A 23,296-nucleotide genomic window follows, 5' to 3' on the forward strand; every position below is an offset into this window, starting at 1 on the left:
ATTGATGAATCGTGTTCATTGAAAATTTGAGCATAAATAACGTGGTTAAAGTCATTTTCAAATTTTCAAATTAGCACATTTTCAAATTATATTACTTCTTTTTGTTGTTTTTCTGCAAAAGCAATTGCTGCTTCTTTCACCCACGAATTTTCTCTCTGCGCTTTTCTCTTGGTTTCGATACGCTTTTTATTGCAGGGTCCGTTTCCTTTTAAGATTTCCATGAATTCATCCCAAGGAAGTTCTCCGAAATCATAATGCTGTCTTTCCCCATTCCATTTAAGGTCTTTATCCGGAACAGTCAATCCTAAGAATTCAGCCTGAGAAACGGTAACATCGATAAATCTCTGACGAAGACTATCATTACTTTCTCTTTTTACTCTGTAATTCATAGAGATTTTAGAGTTTGGTGAGCTGTCATCATTTGGACCAAACATCATTAAAGCTGGCCACCAGAAACGGTCTAACGAAGCCTGAGCCATCTCTTTCTGTTGTTTCGTACCCCTGCAAAGTGCCATCAGGATCTCATATCCCTGTCTTTGGTGGAAAGATTCTTCTTTACAGATCTTTACCATTGCTCTTGAGTAAGGACCATAAGAATTCCCCATCAGCATTACCTGGTTCATAATGGCTGCACCATCTACCAACCAACCGATAGCACCGATATCAGCCCAGCTTAGTGTTGGATAATTGAAGATGCTTGAGTATTTTGCTTTTCCTTCCAGCATATCATCGTACGTAGCATCTCTGTCTGCCCTGATGCTTCCATCTCCTAAAGTTTCTGTTGCAGAATACAGGTATAACCCGTGGCCTGCTTCATCCTGAACTTTAGCCAAAAGAGCCATTTTTCTTCTCAATGAAGGAGCTCTGGAAATCCAGTTAGCTTCTGGCAGCATTCCTACAATTTCAGAATGCGCATGCTGTGAAATCTGACGAACCAATAATTTTCTGTAATCATCGGGCATTACATCTTTTGGCTCTACTTTATTTTCGTCGTGAACGTATTGAACAAATTTTTCTAAATCCATAATCTTTTAATTTGAGAATTTGAGAATTAGTTAATTTGAAAATTGTTTAGAAACTGAGAATAAAAGATTACCCATTTTCAAATTTCCAAATTAGTACATTTTCAAATTGAATTAAACGTCATAATTAAGCATCACCACATTCGTTGTCGGGTGACATTGACAGGTAAGAACGAAGCCTCTGGCTACTTCTTCTTCGGTAAGTGCGTAGTTTTTCTCCATGAAAACTTCTCCTTCCAAAACTTCCGCTTTACACGTACAACAAACTCCTCCTTTGCAGGCAAAAGGCACCGGAAGATTGTCTTTCAATGCTTTATCTAAGATACTCTCTTTTTTGGAATTAAGGTGAAACGAATACTCATCATCGTCGATGATAACCGTTACCATACTTTCGATATTGGCAATTGCTTTGAATTCATCACTCATTTCTTCCGTATTTTCCTCATCCGGAGCGGTGAAATATTCAAATAACACTTGGATCGCAGGTACTTTTTTATCTTTTTTCAGATAATCTGCAATCCCTTTGATCATTTCTGAAGGTCCACAAATGAAATAAGTAGCTTCTCTTACATCAATATCTGTATATCTTTCAAACAACTGATCCAGCTTTTCAGCTGAAATTCTTCCTTCAAAAACCGGATCTTCATGTTTCTCACGGCTCACCAGGTAAACAACTTTCAATCTGCCATTGAACTGCTCTACCAGCTTATCGATTTCAGCTTTTCTTAAAACATGGTTCATGCTTCTGTTGCTGTAGAACAGATAAGCATTACTGTTAGGTTCCTGATAAAGACTTTCTTTAAGATTGGATAAAACCGGAGTAATTCCACTACCTGCAGCCAAACCTACATACGTTTTCACGTTGGTAGGGTGATAAGAAGTATTAAAACCACCCATCGGAGGCATTACTTCCAGCATCTCATCCATATGCAGATGCTCATTGAAATACCCTGATACTTTTCCACCTTCCAGAAGTTTCACCAATACCTCCAAAGTATTGCTTCTTTCGCTTGGAGCATTACAAATAGAGTAAGAACGTCTTTCTTCATTTCCGTTGATCATCATCCGGAAATTCAGATACTGCCCCTGTTTAAACCTGAACTTATCTTTCAGTTCTTCAGGGATCTCCACGGCTACATTGACTGCATCCGGAGTATCTTTCTGAACCCTAACCGTTTTAAGTTTATAAAATGAATTCATTATTTTTTTAGTATTCTATTAATTTTTCCACCTTCGCACTTTGGCAGACTGTCCTGGGCATGTACTTTTACTTTTGTACTGATTCCCACTCTTTTCTTTATTTCGTTTTCTATATTTTTTCCGAAGTTCCCGACAAAATTAAAATAATCATCGGTATTGGCTTCAATTTTTTGAGCATTTACAAGGTCGTCATCAATTTCAACATCAATATCCAGCGCCACACACATATGTTCCTTTTCAATCGGGGTAAGGTAATAGTTGGGAACCACTCCTTTTACATAGGAAAATGCATCTTCAATTTGGCTTGGATAAACATTCACTCCTCTTACAATCAGCATGTCATCTGCCCTACCTACAATAGGTTTCATTTTCACCATTGTTCTTTTGGCATTTTCGTCATAATAGAGACTTGTAATATCATTGGTCCAATAACGCAGAAGGGGCATTGCTTTCTTCGTTAAAGTGGTAATCACCAACACTCCTTCTTCTCCGAATGGAACCGGCTGTTGAGTCACCGGATCTAAAATTTCGGGATAAAAATGATCTTCCCAGATATAAGAACCTCCTTTTTCTTCAACGTCCTCCATGGAAACCCCGGGTCCGATAATTTCGCTCAACCCGTAAATATTGGTAGCATGAACCCCCAACCTTTCTTCGATATGTCCACGGATAATTTCCGTCCATGGTTCTGAACCCAATACTGCATACTGAAGACTGATTTCACCTGCGGAGATTCCCCTGTTGGCAAACTCATCAGCAATTGTTAAAGCATAAGAGGGCGAACAGCAGATTACTTCAGGCTTAAAATCTATGATCAGATCCACCTGTCTCGCAGTCATTCCTCCTGATATCGGAAGAACGCTCATCCCCAGCTTCTCCGCTCCGTAATGCAAACCCAATCCGCCCGTAAATATTCCATAACCATAAGCATTATGGAGCTGCATTCCCGGCCGCGCTCCAGCTGCATATAGGGATCTTGCAACCACTTCACTGAAAAGATCCACATCTTCTTTGGTATATCCCACCACAGTAGGTTTCCCTGTGGTTCCACTCGAGCAGTGAATCCTCTGCAATTCGTTTTTAGGAACGGTAAACAATCCAAACGGATAGCTATTTCTTAAATCCTGTTTATAGGTAATCGGAAGTTTCGTGATATCCTCAATCGACCTTATTTCCTGTGGAGAGATTTGCAATTCATCAAATTTCTTTCTATAAAACTCCGACTTCTCCCCCAAATAATCGATCAAACTGATCAACCGGTCGGATTGAAGCTGTCTCAACTGACCCAGCTCCAGATATTCAACTGAAAAATCCATAAAACTAACTAACATTTGTTAGGTGTAAATTTAAAAAGATTTTGGAAGCTTGACAATGTTTTTATGATTTTTATCATATTTTGAATGATTCTAAATAAGAAAAGAAGAACAAACTGCTCCCCACCCATCTACAGCGCTAACATTCCAATAATCTAAGACTTAAGGTCAAATTGATTTTTATGTTTTGTCAGTCCGTACTTTGGAAATGCTGAGGAAGTGAGGTTATCGTTACCTAAAGTCCGATCGCTCCGTTGATATTTACAATAATATATTATAGAAACGGGCAGTTATATAATGGATGAAAAACTAGATTAATTAACATTTCCCAAAAGCCCAAAGAGGATTTTATCTCTGATCTCTTCCGTAATCTCATCCGTTGAATCACTGCTTCTTTTGAACCAGAAATAGGAATTGTTTAGGGTATGAAGAATAAACCTCGTTGTAAATGAAGGTGATTTAAGTTCCCAGTTTTCAGCCTTATAAATTTCAGAAATCAGCTCTTCAACTTCCTGCTGATAATTTTTCCTTAATTCTACAAACTCAGGCAGCCTTTCTTCAAGATGCTTCCATTCGTTAGAATAGATATGGGTTACATCACGGTTTTTAAGTACAACCGATAAATGCCTATCCAGGAATAAATTCAGCTTATCTTTAGGAGCAACTTCAGTATTCTTTACCTCCTGAAGCTTATCGAAAAACTCCTGTGCAATACCAAAACAAACCCACTCCAGAATTTCTTCCTTTGATCGGATATGTGCATACAGCGAAGCAGCCTTAATATTGAGTTTTGTAGCCAGGTCTCTTACTGAGCTTCCCATATAGCCCTTCTCCTTGAAAAGCTCTACAGCGACGTCTAATATCTTTTTCTGTTTTTCTTTAAGTTCCATCTGGTAAAATGCAAAAGTAATTAATCTAAAATAAAACTGGCATCACACGCATATAAATTCATGACCTTGTCGCCTGACTTTCAAACTTCGAACGCTCAGCTGTGACGAATTGTTCATGGATTTTATCTCAAAAAATTAAGAATCGGAAATTTTGTCAAGTTAAATTACCGTTAAAAATAGTAAATCCGGAAATTTTGTCCATATTTTTTGTAAATTTAATAATTGAACACTTTTTGCGATACAGTCTTCGAATAAATGATTAAATAATTGATGGCATTAAGAAACTAAGCCTGAAAATTTAGTTTCTTGATGTTTTTTAAAAAGAACAGACAAACACATAATTAAAAATACATAAATATGAATTTAAACCAATACACTGTAAAATCACAGGAAGCCATCCAGGCGGCACAACAGGTTGCTATGGAACTCGGCAATCAAAGCATAGAACCTCAACACCTACTTGAAGGAATTTTTCAGGTAGACGAAAATATATCGCCTTTCTTATTGAAAAAGTCAGAAGCAGATGCTCATCTGGTAAGAGAGCGCAACCGTGAAAATTTAGAAAAACTTCCTAAAGTACAGGGAGGCAACATCTACCTTTCACAATCCGCCAATAAAGTACTGCTGGACGCTCCCAATATTGCTAAAAAAATGGGTGACGAGTATGTCACTATTGAGCATTTATGGCTGTCACTTCTGGAAACAGGTTCTGAAGTTTCAAAAATGCTGAAGGACATGGGGGTTACCAAAAGTCTGCTGGAAGGAGCAATTAAAGAACTAAGAAAAGGAAGCAAGGCGACTTCTGCCAGTTCAGAAGAAACTTATCAGTCCTTAAATAAATACGCCAAGAATTTTAATGAACTGGCTGCCGAAGGGAAACTGGACCCGGTAATCGGGCGTGATGAAGAGATCAGAAGAGTTTTACAGATTCTTTCCAGGAGAACAAAGAACAACCCTATCCTTATCGGAGAACCTGGTGTGGGTAAAACAGCAATTGCAGAAGGAATTGCCCACCGGATCATCAGTGGCGACGTTCCCGAAAACCTGGTAGATAAGACATTATATTCTCTGGATATGGGAGCACTGATCGCCGGTGCCAAATATAAAGGTGAATTTGAAGAGCGTCTGAAATCCGTGGTGAATGAAGTCATCAAATCGGATGGCCAGATTATTCTTTTCATCGATGAGATTCATACCCTCGTAGGCGCAGGAGGTGGTGAAGGTGCAATGGACGCTGCCAACATTCTGAAGCCAGCCTTGGCAAGAGGAGAACTGAGAGCCATCGGGGCAACAACTTTGAACGAGTACCAAAAGTACTTTGAAAAAGATAAAGCGCTGGAAAGACGCTTCCAGAAAGTAATGGTAGAGGAACCGGATACCGAATCCGCAATTTCTATTCTAAGGGGTATTAAGGATAAATATGAAGCCCACCATAAGGTAAGAATAAAGGATGAAGCGATCATTGCTGCGGTAGAAATGTCCCAACGATATATTTCGGACCGATTTTTACCTGATAAAGCCATTGACCTCATTGATGAAGCTTCGGCCAAACTGAGAATGGAGATCAACTCAAAACCTGAAGAACTAGATGTTTTAGACAGAAAACTGATGCAGATGGAAATTGAGTTGGCAGCTATTTCAAGAGAAGGAAACCAGACTAAAGTGGATCACCTGAAGGAAGATATTGCCAGGATTTCTGAACAAAGAAATGAGATCAATGCGAAATGGCTGAAAGAGAAACAGAAAAGTGAAGATCTAACGCAGATCAAAAAAGATATTGAAGCTCTGAAACTTGAAGCAGAACGAGCTTCGCGTGCTGGAGACTACGCCAAGGTAGCGGAGATACAGTATGGAAAACTCCGTGAAAAAGAAGATGAACTTGCCAAGGTGGAACTGGAAATGCAGAATCACCAGAATGAGCTTATCAAAGAGGAGGTGACTTCTGAAAATATTTCTGAAGTTATTGCTAAATGGACAGGTATTCCTGTTACCAAATTACTACAATCGGAAAGAGAAAAATTACTAAACCTCGAATCTGAACTTCACCACAGAGTGGTAGGACAAGATGAGGCCATCCAGGCAGTTGCTGATGCTATCAGAAGAAACAGAGCAGGATTGAGTGATGACAAAAAGCCGATCGGATCATTCCTGTTCCTTGGTACAACGGGAGTTGGTAAGACTGAGCTGGCAAAAGCATTAGCAGAATTCCTGTTTGATGATGAGAATAACATGACCCGGATTGATATGAGTGAATATCAGGAACGCCACAGTGTTTCAAGATTGGTGGGAGCTCCTCCGGGATATGTAGGATATGATGAAGGTGGACAATTAACTGAAGCAGTGAGAAGACGACCTTATTCTGTAGTGCTTTTGGACGAGATCGAAAAAGCTCACCCAGATGTTTTCAACACCTTGTTACAGGTTTTGGATGATGGACGTCTTACCGATAACAAAGGACGTGTGGTTAATTTCAAAAACTCGATCATCATTATGACCTCCAATTTGGGTTCACACCTGATCCAGGAGAATTTTGAAAATATTACAGAACAAAACCAGAATGAGATTGTTGAAAAAACCAAAGAAGAAGTCTTTGACCTGCTGAAACAGACCTTACGTCCTGAATTCCTGAACAGAATTGATGAGATCGTACTGTTCCAGCCTTTAACAAAAAAGGAAATCGGAAAAATCGTTCAGTTTCAGTTGAGAGGATTTAATGAAATGCTGGCAAAACGTAATATCATTATGACCTTCACTCAGGATGCGGTGGATTATCTGATGGATAAAGGATATGATCCTGCCTTTGGAGCCAGACCTTTAAAAAGAGTGATCCAGCAGGATGTACTGAATAAATTATCAAGGGAAATCCTTGCCGGTACGGTCAATGACGGTGATCGAATCACTTTGGATTACTTTGTAGAAACCGGTCTTGTTTTCAGACCTGCTGAACAATAAATAAATAGTTTTTTTTCATATACATTAATTTTGTAAGTAAGTGCTGTAGAGAAATCCACAGCACTTATTTTTTTATGTCCAAACCATCAATAGACCGAACATGAGCGATCACCCTTCTTTTATTTCTAATTTTATTAACGCCTGAAAGGAAGCTCAGTACTATTTTCTGTCACGCTTAACATAGTTTTTGCTATTAAATGTTCAAATCATCTAATTAGGGTCAATTAGATGATTTTGTATTATTTTTTTCTAGATAAGGTGAAATATGATTATATTTATACTGAAAATCAAATTATTAACTAATAACAAAATCATTATGAAAAAACTAAAAAGAAACGATCTAAAGAAAATTGAGGGTGGAATTGCTGAGATTATCATCTGTGACATGGATATGTCTTGCCCAAGTGGGCTCTGCTGCTCCACCGGATACATCTGCAGGGATCCCAGGAGATACCCTTGTATTTAAAAGAAATAAAAACGGAGACTTCATCTCCGTTTTTCCATTTTTAACAATCTTAGCTTGCCTAATTTCATTCCTTCGCAATCCGTAAAAACACGGTAAAATTAATCGTATAATTCCCTATTTATTAATTCATTTACTTATATATTTTTTGCGAAATTTGCATATTGAAGAAATATTTCCCCTATAAAATTATTAAGCTATGAAAAATGAATCTAACAAAGAGCCGTTACAACCAGGCAATATGTCTAATACACTGATTAAAACACTGATTGACAATTATCGTCAAAATCATTTAAGTGCGATTAACAATACCTTAGAAATAAAAGATGCTCACTCCATCTGGTTTGATTTACCCAAGTTAAAACGCTTTATTGCCACGATCGAAGAAGAAACACTAAAGCAAAATCCTGACTGCACAGAGGAAGATCTTGGAATAAGATTCTATTATGCGGCTTATCCACATGCTGAAAACTGGAGTATAATGGATTCTCATCCGGTCCCAGTCGAATATGCAGGTAAACATACGTTGGTTTTGGTTCCTACCTTAAAAAAAGAAAATGAAACAGGAGAAAAACTTCACTACGATTTTAACGTTATGAATAAAGATGATGATTCGATCGCTTTAGCATTGAATGCACGTGGGAAAATGACTGAACTCACTGATATTACTATTGGAGAAAATAGTGGAACACTTATTCCGCCTGCGCCCCCAACGGGTGAATCTTATTAATTATCATTCATATTCTTAAACACAATATGACTGAGATCCAAAAAATTTTTTCGTCATTCATGTATTGGGGAGAAGCGATTGCCGCCTTAGTCTCCCTGATTTATTATAATCGTGTAAAAAAGCAGCATTGGAAATATCTGGCCATTTACCTGGTTGTTATTTTTCTGTCCGAATCAGCTGTAAAATGGGGAGAAAAACCACTTAAAATAGACAGAATAAATTTTTACAATTACTTTGTGATTCCTTTACAGTTTATATTTTTCTATTGGCTGTATGCAAAAGAATCTCTAAAAAAAGTAAAGTTGTTCTATATTATGACGGGAGTATATCTTTTATCGTATATTCTCAGGACACTTTTTTTTCCGGAAAAGAAAGTCATCTTCTCTTTCAATTACAATATTGGATGCCTCCTTTTAATGGCTCTTGTCATTATGGAATATTATAAGCAGGTAAATTCATCTGAAATTCTCAATTTCAGTAAAAACAAGATGTTTTATATTAATCTAGGAGTAACACTTTTTTACATCGCCAACCAGCCATTTATGACATTTAACTCTCTTTTGTGGAAATATATTGAAATCTGGGACATTTATTTTATATATTTCCAGGTTTCAGGAGCAGTAATGTATATTTTATTTGCAAGTTCATTCATATGGGGAAAACAGAACTCTTAATAACCATTATTTCATTCAACATCTTTTTTTTGATGTTTGTAGTGGCCATATTTATTTATATCCGGAATTACAGACAACGAAAAAAAGAATATTTAAATGAAATTGAGATGAAGAATGAACTTCATCAGAGAGAACTTTTGTCTACCCAGCTGGAAATCCAGCAAGCTACGATGCAGCAGATCGGAAGGGAGCTCCACGATAATATCGGTCAGAAACTAACTCTTGTAAGTCTTTATGTACAGCAGATGCTCTACGAGAATAAGGTCTCCGAAGCCAGTGAAAGAATTGATCAGGTTTCTCAGATCATCAATCAGTCCCTGCAGGATCTTCGAAGCTTATCAAAAACACTCACAGATGACAACATCAATCAGAAGGAAATTGTAACTTTGATTCAGGAAGAAGTAGACAATACCAATTCTTTTAAAAAATGTAGGGTCTCTTTTGAACATAATTTTAATCAACTGGATTTAGGTTTTGTCCATAAGAATGTACTGCTCAGGATCACTCAGGAATTTATTCAGAATAGTATAAAGCATTCCGAATGTAAAAATATTTTTATTGTTTTGAATACTTCTGAAGATATTCTCTGGGAACTGAAGATCCATGACGACGGTGTAGGCTTCGATTCTTCACAGATCGAATCCAACGGTATCGGCCTTACGAACATGAAAAACAGAGCTGAAATCATCGGCGCAGATTTTCATCTTGAAAGCAGGAAAAATGCAGGAACCCAACTCCATATTATTTTAAAAAAACAGCCATGAAAAAAACAATTGTAATTGTTGACGACCACATCCTTATTGCCAAAGCTCTCGAGGGAATTATTGGTAACTTTAGTGAATTTGAGGTCATCTATGTTTGTGAAAACGGCAAAGACCTGATTCAAAAGCTTGAAGAGGGGAATACAGCTCCTGATATCGTTCTTCTGGATATCAGCATGCCAATTATGAATGGTTTTGAAACCGCTGCATGGCTTACGAAAAACCATCCGGATATCAGGATCATGGCACTTAGTATGCAGGGTGATGACAACAGTGTGATTAAAATGATAAAAAACGGAGCCAAAGGCTATCTCCTCAAAAACACCCATCCCAAAGATTTGGAGACCGCCTTAAGCAGATTGATCTCTGACGGTTTCTTTTATCCTGAGTGGGCATCAAAAATTATTTTCACCAACCTTAATAAAGCTCAGGAAACTGAAATTTCGGTAAAGATATCAGAAAGGGAAAGAGAATTTCTGAAATATACGGTAACGGAGCTGAGCTATAAAGAAATTGCAGACAGGATGTGCTGCAGTCCGAGAACCGTAGAAAGCTATCGTGATCAGTTGTGCGAAAAACTTGATCTTAAAACCCGCGTGGGATTAGCAGTTTTCGCCATTAAAAATGGTTTTGCAGGCTAACAGAATAAATTCGTACTATAAAGATAAATCCTTCTCCTATTTCGGGAAGGATTTTTGTTGAGAACAGTTTAACAATGACAACCTCGTGTCATCTTTGCAAATACTAGCCTTTCACTATAAATCAGCTACTAGTTACAACAGACAACCACAATATTAAATTTAATTTAAAAATTTAATTAAATAATTGATATAGTATAATTTTTTACATTAAAAATTGACGAAATAAAAACAAATAAAATTAAAATAAGAATATTAATTAAAAATCAATCAAAACAAGCAAAGCTTAACATAATAGCAATTTTATGCTTTAAATAATATTAATAATTAAATAAAATATAAAATTATTTGCACATCACATTAATTTGAATTAATTTCACACTCCCAACCAAAAATAACATTATATGAAAAGACTACTGTTGGGAGCAGGAATTATTTTCCTAAGCTCCTGTAACAACGACATGAATTCTGTGAATGAGCAGGCAACAGCAGAAACACCCACCACCCAAGCAGCAGGAAAAAGAATTTGCCCTTCGGATGCAATGAGGGAAGAAATTCTACAAAAAGATCCTGCCGCAAGAGCCAGAGTAGAAGCTATTGAACAGCTTACGGAAAAACGTCTTAACGACATCAAAGTAGGTAAAGTTCTAGCCGATGGCACTGTAGAGATCCCAGTTGTATTCAATGTGGTATACAATACAAGCAGTGAAAACGTATCTGATGCCCGGTTACAAACACAAATTGATGTTTTAAACAAAGATTTCGGAGCTACCAATTCGGATATAAACAACACCCCTGCTGAGTTCGTTCCTGTAAAAGCAGGAGATACTAAAATCAGATTCAGACTGGCAAAAACTGTCAGAAAACAAAGCAGCACGACCAGCTGGAATCCTAATGAGAATAAAATGAAATCAGCAAGTACAGGAATCGCAGCCACTTCACCTGACAATTATCTGAACATCTGGGTGGTTAATAAAATGAGTGGAGGCACTCTTGGGTACGCTTATTATCCGGGAACAATCAGCGCTTCGCTGGACGGAGTTGTTATTGCAGCGCCCTACATGGGTACAGGTTCCGGTACCGCAGCTCCTTTCAATTTAGGAAGAACAACAACACATGAAGTGGGACATTATTTAAATCTTCCACACCTTTGGGGATCTAGTAATACAGGCTGCCAAACAGATTACTCAAATGACACCCCTGTTTCCCCTGGTCCCAATTATGGTGTTCCTTCTTACCCTCTTAACAGAGTATGTGGTGGAGTAAGCCGTTCACAAATCTTCATGAATTACATGGATTATGTGGATGATAAGGTAATGCATATGTTTACTGCTAACCAAAAAACAAGAATGCAGGCGGTAGTTTCTGCTTCGGGTCCAAGATCAGGCCTAAGACTTTATTAAATTTTCATTAAAATATCACTTATTTCATTTAAAAGAAATCTATCTCAATTGCTGGGATAGATTTTTTTATAATTTTACGCCGTTTTAAATCAGAAACATCAACGATGAAAAAAATAGTAATAGCAACCGGTATGTTATTCAACCTATGTTGCTATCAGGCACAAGATACCCTACAATCCAGAAATCTCCAGAAAGACCTTAGCCTTATACGTGTTGACAGTACCATTCAACCGAAAACACCGCTTTTCCAGAAAGACTGGGTAAAAAAATCTGTAGCTCCTGCTCTTCTTTTTACGGCGGCGGCAGCTACATGGGGCGAAAAAGAAAACATCCGTGAAGTGCGCAACCGTTATCTTCCCACTTTTAAGGCAAAATACGACGATTATCTCCAGTATGCTCCTGCAGCAACAGTATATGGGCTAAAACTGGCAGGGGTAAAAGGGCGCAATAACCTTGGGAGAACTACGCTTTCATACGCTACCAGCTTGGCAATCATGGGAATTTTGGTGAATTCTATAAAATATACGGCGAAAGTAGAACGTCCGGATGGCTCTAAAAACAACTCATTCCCATCGGGTCATACTGCTATGGCTTTTACCAATGCCAGCTTTCTACATAAAGAGTACGGCATGGTAAACCCTGGATACAGCATTGCCGGATATGGCACAGCTGCTCTTACGGGTCTCGGACGTAATCTGAACAACAGGCATTGGCTTCCCGATGTACTGGCTGGAGCAGGAATCGGGATCATCTCTACGGAATTAGGATATTTCTTTATCGATAAGATCTATAAAAACAAAGGTGACAATCTGAGCCTTTTATCCAGAGTGCAGGGGAACGACTACCCCTCTTTCCTGGCTTTAAAAATGGGAACTGCCCTCGGGACAACGAATTTCCTAAAAGAATCTGATCTGGACGACAAAAAACAAGTCGGATTTGAAGGAGGTCTTGAAGGTGCGTATTTCTTTTCAAAAAAATGGGGAGTTGGTGGAGATATAAGTTTCAGCAGCTTTCCCATCAAACCTCTGAAGGCTTCTCTGGAAGATGATGAAGAATTTGGCGATTACGAGATCGTAACACAGTCTTTGGGGTTTCTTGGGGCAGGTGCGGGACCGTATTTCTCCCATGAATTTTCAGACAGGTGGCAGCTTACCGTGAAAGCAACTGCAGGATATTCTGCCACAGCAGGAGGTAAAGTATTTATCAAGAGCAACAGCATAGATACACCTACCCATGAACTTCCTATCGCTCACTACAAACCAAAGCCGGCCTTCCGTTGGAATACAGGAACCGCTCTGACCTATAAATTCAATCCCGGGCTGGGTATTACCCTTTATGCTGATTATAACGAAATAAAATCTTCGATCCGCTATTACTTCAGTGATGCTTTGGAAGAAAGTGAGGAACTGAATAATGAATTTAATTTCGTTATTGCTAAGGAAAAAATCAATTATTTTACATTGGGTTTAAGACTTACCGCCTATTTTTAAATTAAAAAGCCTTCAGAATGATCTGAAGGCTTACACTTTTCTATAAGTTTTTGGTATTATCTTCCGGAGTATAATCCATGAAGAGATCTCCGTCCAGCTGTACAGATTTCACTTTTTTCTTAATCGGGATGACAAGATCGGTCATTTTCTGATCCTTTTCCCAAACTGAAGGTGAAAAATGCAGTCTTTCGGTTGTTCCATCCTCATAGGCCAGAACAGCATCAAACGGAATTGCAAATCCTCCAACATTGAGAACATTTACGGTAAGCAGATCATTCATCTGTGACGCTCCACTTACTTTTAAGTCAATATAATTATTGGTATAGAACCAGTTGTAGAAAAACCAATTTAGATTTTTTCCCGAACCGGTATTCATAGAATTGAAATAATCCCATGGGACAGGATGTTTACCGTTCCAATTATTCATATAATGATGTAAGGCTTTTTTGAACACCTCATCTCCCAAATAATCTTTTAAGGCCAGATAGGAAAGGGATGATTTCACATAGGAATTATTTCCATATCCTGCACCACTTACCTGAGTACTCATCGTAATCACCGGCTGGTCCTGTTCTGCAGAAGGATCATTGATCCATCTTTTAACACGGAAATTTTTATAAAATTCCTTGGCGGCTTCTTCTCCGTTTTCATCTATTCCGATAAGATATTCCAGTGTTGTAGCCCAGCCTTCATCCATGAAAGCATATCTTGTTTCATTGATCCCCATATAAAAAGGGAAATAGGTATGGGCAATCTCATGATCTGCTGTCAGCCTTGCATCCTTAAGGTCATCAGGAATACTGGTATCATTAATCATCATTGGATATTCCATATCTGCATAGCCCTGGATTGCTGTCATTACATTATAAGGGTATTCCACACCGGGCCATTTTTTAGAAAACCAATCTATATTATAGCGCATCCAGTCTACATAATGCTCAAAATCTTTTGCTCCTGCCTTGTATCCGGCTTGTACACTGGCCCGTTTGGTTTTCAGCTGTACGCTGGCAGCATCCCATACATAATGATTGCTCAATGCAAAACAGAAATCTGTAATATGGCTGGCTTTAAATTTCCATACGTTCCACTTATTTTGGCGCGTTACCTTTCCGGCCTTCATTTCTTCTTCCGTAGCAATATGCATCAGCTTATCACTTTTCAGAGAAGCTTTATATCGCTTTAAATATTCCGGCTGAAGAACAGCGTCGGGATTCAGGAAATCACCTGTGGCCCAAACAACGTAGTTCTTAGGTGCCGTGATGGCAAAACTGTAGTCGTTGAAATCATTATAAAACTCCTGCCTGTCCGAATGCGGCAGCATATCCCAGCCATTATAATCATCATACACAGAAATTCTCGGGAAGGAGTACGCCACATAAAATGTTTCCGGATCGATCTGCCCTTCTCTCCCGCTCTGTACTGAAAGCGGATACTCCCACTCGATTTTAACCTCAGCTTTGGCTTTTGACGGGAGGGCGGATTTCAATTTTACTTTTTCAACCGTACCCCAGGCATCGCTGTCGACCTCATACTTTTCACCGTTGACAATGAAAGATTTGATCTTAAGGCCTGAAGATAGAAAATCTTTGGAAACCGATCCGGATCTTGGCGATTGCGGTTTGTGAAGATTATTGACAAACCGTATAGCCAGCTCATTGAGTTGATCCGGGCTACTGTTGGTGTACATAATCGTCTCTTTTCCGGAAACCACCTTTGTAACGGCATCCACTTTCACTTGCACATTGTAAACTCCCTTGTTCTGCCAATAGTTTTTACCCGGAGCTCCTGAAACATCACGGGTCCCTTTTTCATAGGCTTTTTTGATATTTCTAGGCATGTACAATTCCTGGGCAGACAACTGCAGTAAAGAAATCACCACCAGCATTCCGGAAAAAATTTTCTTCATAATGATCTTTTTTAACGATAAGTATCAAAAATAGCGAAAATGTAACACAGATCGATCATTTCTTCTATAATAATGTATTATGGTAATTGGTTTTTTATTGAAATTTCTACAGTCTATTCTCTTCTTCGGTCTTTTTAATGGTTTTTGCATTCTTTACCGCCTGATTTCCAAAATTAAACTTCAGGGAAAGCGTAAATCCCTGTGTATCGTTGTAATCGAGAAAGTAATTATCCTGATTGGCGTATTTTGTGCTTACCTTTTGTCCTGTTGTCCGGAAGATATCATTTACAACAAGGCTTGCTTCGAGTTTTTTGGAAAAGAATTTACGATTCATCACAAAGTAGGCAGACCAGGAGCCTGAAATTCTAAAAGTCCCCTGTATCCCCGGTGAGTAATATCGGTGTCCCATTTCCATTTTCCAATCTGCATTTTTATTAAGAGTAATGCTTGTGGAGATATTGGAAACCCAGTTCCATACCTTATTTTTATAGAGCAGTCCGTCAATTCCTTTGAAATAATTTTCATTGTGTTCAATATTTTCTGACAGAATAACATTCCACCAAGGTTTAATCTGAAAATTTTTATACATACTGAGTCCGAAAGCTTCTCCTTTTTCAATATTGGTAAAGTAATAAATAAGGCTATTGGTAGTGGGTTCCTGAAATGAGATTTCCATAGACGGATTCATCTCTTTCCGGTAATACAGATCCATATTCCAGTCTTTCCAGGAGTAGGTAAGATTAAGATTATGAGTGATGGTTGCCTTTAATTTGGGATCTCCCTGGTAATACGAAAAGAGGTTATAATACGATTTTGCAGGATTCAGCCAGGCATAGGATGGTCTGCTTATTCTCTTTCCATAGGAAAACCCAAATTCCTGTTTATTCTCTGTGGTATACTGTGCATAAAAAGTTGGAAAGAAACTCCAGTAGTTATTCTTATTATAGTCATAAGGTTCTGAGACAATCCCTTCCAGGTCGGTCATTTCTGCGCGCAACCCTGCCTTAAAATTCCACTTCCCGATGTTGTAGGCCAAAGAAGAATACAGGGCTGCATTTTGTTCCTTATAGTCAAAAACACTGCTTTTATCAGGTCTGTATTGCAGCTCTTCATTTTCGTTATCAGAAAAATCGAGCCTGCTGTTGGTTTTTACAAAGCTGTACTTAGCTCCGGATTCCAGTTCCAGTTTATCATTCTTCCACTGATAATCAACCTGAGTGGAATATAACTGGACATCTGCTTTATTTTGAGTCAGAAAATTTTCTTCCTTTGGAAGTTGATCTGCAAAATTAAGATAGGTGATCACATTTTGATATTTATCTGCATTATTTCCAGTGAAATAACTGATCCATGAAAGGCTGCTCTTTTTATTCAGCTTCCTGTCTACCTGCAAGCTCACAGAATTATTAATGGTTCGGGTGCGGTGATCGTTGATCGTGGTATAGTTTGATTCTACTACATTTTGAGTGTTGTAAATTAAAGTCGGTACATTGTACGTTCCGGAGGATTCCGGAGAAAAAAATCCCGAATAATTGAGACTTATACCAGTCAGGCTGTCCAACGCATATTCTGCATTAAAATTCAAAGTATTCTGGCTCATGTTTTTATCTTTTCTGTTCATTGTGCTCACCCAGCGGGTTCCGCTTTCCTGATAATTGACATGGTCCGTCCCTTCCCGGTAGTAGGTCCCTAGCCCTTTATAGTAACCCGCCATAAGAGACAGCTTATCTTTTTTGTAATACTGAGAGGTCCCAAAGACCCCTTTTGCATACTGTGTCTGCACATATTTGGATGACAGAATGCCACGGTACCCCTCAATGGTATTTTTATTCAGGACGATATTCAGTACTGCACTTCCGGAAGCTTCATATTTGGCAGGCGGATTGGTAATTACTTCTACTGATTTCACCTCATCACCTTGTGTATTTTCGAGAAGGTTTCTAAGTTCATCACCCGTCAGCATTGTCTTTTTATCGTTAATCGTCACCAGAATTCCAGTGCTTCCCTTTACGCTGAGTACATTATTGTTTACCGTTACACTGGGCGTATTTTTCAAAATTTCCCATGCATTGAGGGATGAGATATTGCTGTTTTCCACATTGAATTCCAGACGGTCAATCTTTCTTTTTACCACTGGCTTACGCCGGGTCATCACTACCTCCTCTATTTCCAGGGTTTGTTTTTTAAGAACAATATTCAGAGAACCCGGCTTTTCCAGATTCAGTTTCTGTTCATATATCAGATACCCTTTACTCCTGATCACCATTTTGATCTCCTGCTCTGTGATTCCTTCCAGTGTGAAAACTCCATGATCGTCTGTTTTAATGATTTTAACTAAGTTGCCGCGGGAATCAAAAAGTTCCACACTTGCCGCTGGGAGTTTTTCATTTTCGGTGTTAAAAACCATACCTTCGATCTTTTGTTTCTGCGCAAACATCAATAGTGGAAAGCATAGAAAAAGAATTATTTTATACATGTTCAGAATTATTTATAAAGTAAATTATACTCCTGTTTTTACCGTACAAAATTCTGTTTTAGCCTGGAGAAACTCGGTTAACACTAGGTTAATGATGAGTTAATGCTGTTTTTATTACCGATCTGTTTTATCCTTACCATACAAACTTTACAGCTACAGGTTAACAAAAGGTTAATAGCCCTATAGGGCAGGATGGTGAATGACTTAATTTTTATCTTTGTATTTGATGATAACCAAGAGTAAATACCTTCTTTCTGTTTTTGCAGCTTTATTCCTGCTTCTGCTGGGAATTCAGGTATATTTTATGTACAAAACCTATCAGGTAAAAGAAAGGGATATCTACAGATCCGTTAATGACGGGCTTATCAGCTACATCGATGATCTTGAAGACCTTCATGAAACGAAAGAAACGAAGGATGACTCTCTCCAGAAAATCATCATCCGGTACTATGACAGGAAAATAGGCAGAAAAGAGTTTTTGAATGAGTTTATCAACAACAGACAAGCCGCCAGGGCAAAACTTAACCGTTACCTCGCCATGCGTCTCCATAAAGACGGCTATAAAATATCGGCACGAATTCAATATATCTCCATTATACATCTTCCGGACAGTGCTAAGATCATTGATCAACCGATCGTTATTTTTGAAACCAAAGAAAAGGTTAAAAATCCAAAAATTGCAAGCAACGGAAGTTGGGAAACGTCCACCACCAAAAAAAATGATTCGAATAATGCACAGGTTGAAAGGCGGGATACTTTTCTGATCAAAAGCCAGACAGATTACGAGGTAAGAAATATCAAAAGTCTTGTTTTCAAAGAGCTTACCTTGTTGATTATTTGTTGTATTGCGCTGCTTTCCGGAGTACTTCTTCTCTATATTTTCACCATTCAAAATCTGGTCAGACAGCAAAAACAGGTGGAAGTTCTCCACAGTATTGTGGATAACATTTCACATGAGTTTAAAACACCTATTGCTACATTAAAAATTGCTTCCAAAACCTTAAAAAAAGACTGGAATCCGGAAACGCTTCCCCTTATTGACAGACAGATTTCACGGCTTGAAAGCCTGATGTCCCAGCTTCACAAGGATGAACTGCCGGAAGAGGCTACTGAAATTGAACCCCGCGACTGGAATTTTTTCATCCAGGATCTGGCAGCGACTTACCCTGATGTCGATTTTATCTTTGAAAGCCACCTGGCCCGCAAACTGCCTGTCGATAGAAACCTTATGGAGACCGTCATTAAAAACCTTTGTGAAAACAGTGTCAAATATGGGGCTTCTGCTGTTAGTACGAAAGTAAGCCATTCTCTGCAAAACCTGGAGATTGAAGTTTCGGACAATGGTAAAGGCATGGAAGGTAAAGAATTAAATAATATATTTGAAAAATTCTATCGAATACAGGCCAATAATATTCACAACAGCAAAGGGCTGGGACTGGGACTCTATTTTGTAAAAAAAATAATCACAGCTTATCACGGTAAAATAGAGGTTTCCAGCCAACCAGGTGTGGGAAGTACTTTTAAAATATCAATTCCTTATGAAAACTAAAATCCTTCTGGCAGAAGACGATCCGGATTTCGGAATGATCCTGAAACAATATCTGGAACTTGAAAATTTTGACGTCAGCTGGTATCAGAATCCTCAGGATATTGAGCCAATGATTTCTTCTTCTGATTTCCCTTTTGATCTGGGAATCCTGGATGTGATGATGCCCAATATTGATGGCTTCTCTCTTGCCCGGATGATCATTAAAGAAAACAACAGTTTCCCCCTGCTTTTTTTAACAGCAAAGAATCAGAAGATAGACCGTGTAACCGGATTGAAAATAGGAGCTGATGATTATATTGCGAAACCGTGCGATCCTGAAGAGCTCGTTTTAAGAATTAAAAATATCCTGAAAAGAACAGCACCCAATACCCCGGAATCGCTCGCAAACATCGGCCAATACATGCTGGACTCCACAAAGCTTCTACTCTCCCATCCTGACGGAGATATTCGGCTGACCGTCCGGGAGCAGGAACTTTTATTGTATCTTCTGAAACACAATCATTCAATGATTACAAGAGATGACATCCTTAATACCATCTGGGAGACTAACGATTACTTTACCGGACGAAGCCTTGATGTATTTATCAGCAGACTCAGAAAGTATTTCGCTCATGATCCTGAAATCAAAATCCAATCCCTTAGAGGAATTGGATTTGAAGTTGATTTTCCGGGAAGTTAATTGTTTACAAGGAAAGGGATACCAAAACCGGGAAGTGGTCTGATGGATACAGCAGATTTTCTCTTCTGTCGTTGATATGCCTGTGAGAATTTATCTTAAAGCCTTTGGTGAAAATATAATCAATCCGTTCTTTAGGGACTTCATTGACATTAAAGGCTGTAAAGGTTCCTATCGGACCATAATGTTTTGTTCCGGAATGATAAAAAGTATCTTTCAAATGCTGCGAAAGAATTTTAACAGGTTCTGTATCGTCTGTCAGGTTAAAATCGCCGCTCAATGTTACCGGCAGATTTCCGGGATTAAGTTCTTTGATCTTTTTAAGAATCAGCTCAGATGATTTTACTCTTGCTACATTGCCTATATGATCGAAGTGAAGATTCATAGCCATAAATTCTTTTTTCGTTTTTTTATCTTTAAATAAAGCATAGGTACAGATCCTGTTCAATGCAGCATCCCAGCCTTTAGAAGGCTTTTCAGGAGTCTCGGATAGCCAGAATGTCCCCGACCTGATCACTTCCAGCCTGTTTACATCATAAAAAATTGCCGAATATTCACCTTTATCTTTACCATCATCTCTTCCTACTCCCACATAATTATACTCTTTCAATCCGTTTTTGATATCTTTCATCTGTTCCGGAAGAGCTTCCTGTACTCCGAAATAATCCGGATGATAATAGGTGAGCAAATCGGTAACATCCTGTTTCCTCTGAGGCCAGGCATTTTCTTTATCAGAATCAACATTAAGCCTGATATTGAAACTCATTACGGTAAGGTCCTGTGAAAATCCCCAAGCAAAAAGCATCAGGAATACCATTGAAAATCTGTAATTCATAATCTATTTTATCAATCAGAGACAAAAATAAGACTTCTCCACCACAGAAAAGTCTTATCTATATCATAATATTGTTAAATTATTTTTATTCTGAAGATTATTCTTTACTGAATTTTAAATCACGCCCCCCCTCAGTAAGTATCATCGTCTTTTTGTCTTTACTGAAAACAATGGTCATATCCATCTGCTCATAGGTAAATTTGTGATCTCCAATGTATTGGAGTGGAAACCCGGGCTGTCCGAAAATCATTCCGTACAGCTGTCCGTTTTTTTCAGAAAAAGTAATTTTTAATTTAATTTCTTTGCTTCCATAAGTGCCTTCAAAATCCTTTGCTTTAATTTTATCTTCAGGTTTTGCTTCCGAGGCTTTCCAGGTGTTGTTTTTCAGATCACTGTCCGGAATCATCGCTTCAGGATCCAGTTTTACTTCATCAATTTCTTTATCAGAATTTACTTTAAATGTCCATTCTGTATTCCTTTTCCACACTTCCACCGGTATTTTCACCATTTTTGAAGTACCATCTTTAAATTTGATCTGGACTATTGTAGGCATTGGCATCTGGCCAATATTTTCGATCGTAATCTGTGCTCCTTGTTTGTAATCCCCACTGAAGTACCGTACATTTTTAATCGCCTGATCTATTTTCCATCGATTGAAAAACCAACCTCTCCAAAACCAGTTCAGTTCTTCACCCGAAACATTCTCCATGGTATGGAAGAAGTCCCACGGAGTAGGATGCTTAAATGCCCAGCGATCGATATAAGTTCTGAATGCCTTATCGAATTTTTCAGGGCCCAGAACCGATTCTCTTAAAACAGACAGTCCTGCTCCAGGTTTATAATATGCCAAAGCCCCGATATTTCTTTCTTTCATATTATCCGGACCTACCATTACAGGTTCCAGCTGATCTCCCATAAGAAAACCTCCTACCTCAGCCATTTTATCTTTTCTGTAGTATTCGCCTTTATTAAAAGCTTCTGTTGAAAGTCCGTTGATAAAGGTATTGAACCCCTCATCCATCCATGCAAACAGTCTTTCATTAGACCCTACTATCATTGGAAACCAATTGTGTCCGAATTCGTGATCGGTCACTCCCCACAGATCTTCTCCTTTAGAGGTCATGTGACAAAAAACAATTCCCGGATATTCCATTCCTCCCTCGTTTCCTGCCACATTGGTTGCTACAGGATAAGTATACTCATACCATTTTTTTGAATAATGTTCTATCGCAGCTTTGGTATATTCTGTAGATCTGCCCCAGGCACTTTCCCCGGCGCTTTCGGCTGGGTACGCTGAAACGGCAAGAGATTTTTTCCCGCTGGGTAAGTTGATTTTAGCAGCATCCAGAATAAATCCGGCTGATGAAGCCCATGCGAAGTCTCTTGCCTGCGTGATTTTAAACTTCCATGTTTTTGTTCCGGAAGCTTTATGGGTACCTATTTCAGATTCGGAACGGATCATTACTGTTTTATCACTGTTTCTTGCCTGATTCCATCGGTTAATTTCTTCTTTACTGTAAACCTCCTTCTCATTCAGGAGCTCTCCGGAGGCCACCACATAATGATTTGCCGGTACGGTAATATCAGCAGTTATATTTCCATACTCCAGATAAAATTCCGAAGCTCCGAGATAAGGCAGGGTGTTCCATCCCAGCACATCATCGTATACACACATTCTCGGATACCATTGTGCCATCGTAAAAATTTTACCATTCTTTGTATCCTGCACCCCCATTCTGTCTGAGCCATACTCCGGGGAAACAAAAGAATAGTCGATGGTAATCTTAGCAACGCCTCCTCTGGCCTTCAGTTCCTTTGGAAGATCGATCTGCATTCTTGTATCGGTAATAGTATATGGTACGTCCCTACCGTCAAGCTTCACCGATTTAATAGCGTATCCGCCTTCAAGTTCTTCCCCGTGTGCACCATTTCTGCTTCCGGAAATAGGAACTACTGCGTTCCCACGGGACTCTTTTGCGAATAAATTTTGGTCAAGCTGCAGCCAGAGAAAATTCATTTTATCCGGGCTGTTATTGGTATAGACAATCTCTGCCGTACCTGTAACTTCTTTCTTAGTTTCATTCAGGCTGACCTTCAAATGGTAATCTGCAGAATTCTGCCAATACGCGTGTCCCGGCTGCCCGCTTGCAGATCTGGTTTCAGTACCCGTCTGAGGATAGAAAAACGGTTTAAACGCTTCGATATAATCATATTTCGGGCTTTCCTGGGCATAGACAGGATCTGAAAACAGTAAGACTGCCATCGCCGAAACAAGGGTTGGAAGTTTAAAATTCATTAGAAAAAATTATTATTATGTT

Annotated in this window: 18 protein-coding genes; 10 read left to right on the plus strand and 8 right to left on the minus strand. The window is 38.7% G+C overall.

From position 1 onward, the window contains the following. Positions 1-86 precede the first annotated feature (86 nt). From paaA to DRF67_RS15055, 4 genes are all read right to left on the minus strand, one after another. Entirely contained in the window at positions 87-1,025 is a 939-nt protein-coding gene (paaA, locus tag DRF67_RS15040; protein ID WP_115929119.1) for a 1,2-phenylacetyl-CoA epoxidase subunit PaaA, read from the minus strand. Between the two features lie 111 nt (positions 1,026-1,136). Then, positions 1,137-2,222 (minus strand): 2Fe-2S iron-sulfur cluster-binding protein, encoded by a 1,086-nt coding sequence (locus DRF67_RS15045; protein ID WP_115929120.1) that lies wholly within the window; start codon positions 2,220-2,222, stop codon positions 1,137-1,139. Beyond that, positions 2,222-3,538 carry a phenylacetate--CoA ligase family protein gene (locus DRF67_RS15050; protein WP_115929121.1) on the minus strand — a complete coding sequence of 439 codons (1,317 nt, stop codon included), beginning with the start codon at positions 3,536-3,538 and terminating at the stop codon, positions 2,222-2,224. Before DRF67_RS15050 ends, DRF67_RS15045 begins: the two co-directional genes overlap by 1 nt. Before the next feature lie 311 nt (positions 3,539-3,849). Next, a complete protein-coding gene (locus tag DRF67_RS15055) occupies positions 3,850-4,425 on the minus strand; it encodes a TetR/AcrR family transcriptional regulator (RefSeq protein ID WP_115929122.1) in 576 nt (191 codons plus the stop codon). 357 nt (positions 4,426-4,782) lie between these two features. Here DRF67_RS15055 and clpB point away from each other — a divergent pair, with 357 nt between their 5' ends. The 8 genes from clpB to DRF67_RS15095 all read left to right on the plus strand — a co-directional run bounded on the left by clpB (position 4,783) and on the right by DRF67_RS15095 (position 13,536). Beyond that, positions 4,783-7,377, plus strand: a complete 2,595-nt coding sequence (gene clpB, locus DRF67_RS15060) for an ATP-dependent chaperone ClpB (RefSeq protein WP_115929123.1) — start codon at positions 4,783-4,785, stop codon at positions 7,375-7,377. Between the two features lie 316 nt (positions 7,378-7,693). After that, on the plus strand, positions 7,694-7,843 hold the full coding sequence (locus tag DRF67_RS21590) for a hypothetical protein (protein ID WP_165851808.1): 150 nt from the start codon (positions 7,694-7,696) through the stop codon (positions 7,841-7,843). A gap of 196 nt (positions 7,844-8,039) precedes the next feature. Next, complete coding sequence (locus DRF67_RS15070) at positions 8,040-8,570, plus strand: hypothetical protein (protein ID WP_115929125.1); 531 nt, start codon at positions 8,040-8,042, stop codon at positions 8,568-8,570. 26 nt (positions 8,571-8,596) lie between these two features. Next, the gene (locus DRF67_RS15075) at positions 8,597-9,244 is read left to right on the plus strand and encodes a hypothetical protein (RefSeq protein ID WP_115929126.1); all 648 of its coding nucleotides are present in this window, start codon (positions 8,597-8,599) and stop codon (positions 9,242-9,244) included. Positions 9,245-9,351: 107 nt separating this feature from the next. Then, positions 9,352-10,008, plus strand: coding sequence for a sensor histidine kinase (locus tag DRF67_RS15080; protein WP_228435818.1), 657 nt, complete (start codon positions 9,352-9,354; stop codon positions 10,006-10,008). After that, a complete protein-coding gene (locus DRF67_RS15085) occupies positions 10,005-10,646 on the plus strand; it encodes a response regulator transcription factor (RefSeq protein ID WP_115929128.1) in 642 nt (213 codons plus the stop codon). The genes DRF67_RS15080 and DRF67_RS15085 overlap by 4 nt, the downstream gene beginning before the upstream one ends. Positions 10,647-11,047: 401 nt before the next feature. Then, complete coding sequence (locus DRF67_RS15090; protein ID WP_115929129.1) at positions 11,048-12,046, plus strand: zinc metalloprotease; 999 nt, start codon at positions 11,048-11,050, stop codon at positions 12,044-12,046. A 104-nt stretch (positions 12,047-12,150) separates the two neighbouring features. Next, positions 12,151-13,536 carry a phosphatase PAP2 family protein gene (locus tag DRF67_RS15095; RefSeq protein WP_115929130.1) on the plus strand — a complete coding sequence of 462 codons (1,386 nt, stop codon included), beginning with the start codon at positions 12,151-12,153 and terminating at the stop codon, positions 13,534-13,536. A 40-nt stretch (positions 13,537-13,576) separates the two neighbouring features. Here DRF67_RS15095 and DRF67_RS15100 read toward each other — a convergent pair whose 3' ends face one another. Both DRF67_RS15100 and DRF67_RS15105 read right to left on the minus strand, forming a co-directional pair. Continuing rightward, positions 13,577-15,442, minus strand: a complete 1,866-nt coding sequence (locus DRF67_RS15100) for a M1 family metallopeptidase (protein WP_115929131.1) — start codon at positions 15,440-15,442, stop codon at positions 13,577-13,579. A 106-nt stretch (positions 15,443-15,548) separates the two neighbouring features. Next, positions 15,549-17,918, minus strand: a complete 2,370-nt coding sequence (locus tag DRF67_RS15105) for an outer membrane beta-barrel family protein (RefSeq protein WP_115929132.1) — start codon at positions 17,916-17,918, stop codon at positions 15,549-15,551. Between the two features lie 226 nt (positions 17,919-18,144). Here DRF67_RS15105 and DRF67_RS15110 point away from each other — a divergent pair, with 226 nt between their 5' ends. Then, a complete protein-coding gene (locus DRF67_RS15110; RefSeq protein ID WP_115929133.1) occupies positions 18,145-19,467 on the plus strand; it encodes a sensor histidine kinase in 1,323 nt (440 codons plus the stop codon). Next, positions 19,457-20,146, plus strand: a complete 690-nt coding sequence (locus DRF67_RS15115; RefSeq protein WP_115929134.1) for a response regulator transcription factor — start codon at positions 19,457-19,459, stop codon at positions 20,144-20,146. Before DRF67_RS15110 ends, DRF67_RS15115 begins: the two co-directional genes overlap by 11 nt. Before the next feature lie 4 nt (positions 20,147-20,150). Here the strand turns inward: DRF67_RS15115 and DRF67_RS15120 are convergent, their stop codons facing one another. Then, positions 20,151-20,978: an endonuclease/exonuclease/phosphatase family protein gene (locus tag DRF67_RS15120; RefSeq protein WP_165851809.1), complete on the minus strand. Its 828-nt coding sequence runs from the start codon at positions 20,976-20,978 to the stop codon at positions 20,151-20,153. 97 nt (positions 20,979-21,075) lie between these two features. Beyond that, positions 21,076-23,274, minus strand: a complete 2,199-nt coding sequence (locus DRF67_RS15125) for a M1 family metallopeptidase (protein ID WP_115929135.1) — start codon at positions 23,272-23,274, stop codon at positions 21,076-21,078. Between the last annotated feature and the right edge of the window lie 22 nt (positions 23,275-23,296).

The sequence above is a fragment of the Chryseobacterium pennipullorum genome (assembly GCF_003384725.1).
GTDB classification, from domain to species: domain Bacteria; phylum Bacteroidota; class Bacteroidia; order Flavobacteriales; family Weeksellaceae; genus Chryseobacterium; species Chryseobacterium pennipullorum.

Bases quoted from the DNA above. Each gene is read 5' to 3' on its own strand.
- DRF67_RS15070 (WP_115929125.1), top strand. From the start codon at position 8,040: ATGAAAAATGAATCTAACAAAGAGCCGTTACAACCAGGCAATATGTCT.
- DRF67_RS15115 (WP_115929134.1), top strand. From the start codon at position 19,457: ATGAAAACTAAAATCCTTCTGGCAGAAGACGATCCGGATTTCGGAATG.
- DRF67_RS15095 (WP_115929130.1), top strand. From the start codon at position 12,151: ATGAAAAAAATAGTAATAGCAACCGGTATGTTATTCAACCTATGTTGC.
- DRF67_RS15075 (WP_115929126.1), top strand. From the start codon at position 8,597: ATGACTGAGATCCAAAAAATTTTTTCGTCATTCATGTATTGGGGAGAA.
- paaA (WP_115929119.1), bottom strand. From the start codon at position 1,025: ATGGATTTAGAAAAATTTGTTCAATACGTTCACGACGAAAATAAAGTA.
- DRF67_RS15120 (WP_165851809.1), bottom strand. From the start codon at position 20,978: ATGAATTACAGATTTTCAATGGTATTCCTGATGCTTTTTGCTTGGGGA.
- DRF67_RS15100 (WP_115929131.1), bottom strand. From the start codon at position 15,442: ATGAAGAAAATTTTTTCCGGAATGCTGGTGGTGATTTCTTTACTGCAG.
- DRF67_RS15105 (WP_115929132.1), bottom strand. From the start codon at position 17,918: ATGTATAAAATAATTCTTTTTCTATGCTTTCCACTATTGATGTTTGCG.
- DRF67_RS15055 (WP_115929122.1), bottom strand. From the start codon at position 4,425: ATGGAACTTAAAGAAAAACAGAAAAAGATATTAGACGTCGCTGTAGAG.
- DRF67_RS15085 (WP_115929128.1), top strand. From the start codon at position 10,005: ATGAAAAAAACAATTGTAATTGTTGACGACCACATCCTTATTGCCAAA.
- DRF67_RS15090 (WP_115929129.1), top strand. From the start codon at position 11,048: ATGAAAAGACTACTGTTGGGAGCAGGAATTATTTTCCTAAGCTCCTGT.
- clpB (WP_115929123.1), top strand. From the start codon at position 4,783: ATGAATTTAAACCAATACACTGTAAAATCACAGGAAGCCATCCAGGCG.
- DRF67_RS15080 (WP_228435818.1), top strand. From the start codon at position 9,352: ATGAAGAATGAACTTCATCAGAGAGAACTTTTGTCTACCCAGCTGGAA.
- DRF67_RS15045 (WP_115929120.1), bottom strand. From the start codon at position 2,222: ATGAATTCATTTTATAAACTTAAAACGGTTAGGGTTCAGAAAGATACT.
- DRF67_RS15050 (WP_115929121.1), bottom strand. From the start codon at position 3,538: ATGGATTTTTCAGTTGAATATCTGGAGCTGGGTCAGTTGAGACAGCTT.
- DRF67_RS15110 (WP_115929133.1), top strand. From the start codon at position 18,145: ATGATAACCAAGAGTAAATACCTTCTTTCTGTTTTTGCAGCTTTATTC.
- DRF67_RS21590 (WP_165851808.1), top strand. From the start codon at position 7,694: ATGAAAAAACTAAAAAGAAACGATCTAAAGAAAATTGAGGGTGGAATT.
- DRF67_RS15125 (WP_115929135.1), bottom strand. From the start codon at position 23,274: ATGAATTTTAAACTTCCAACCCTTGTTTCGGCGATGGCAGTCTTACTG.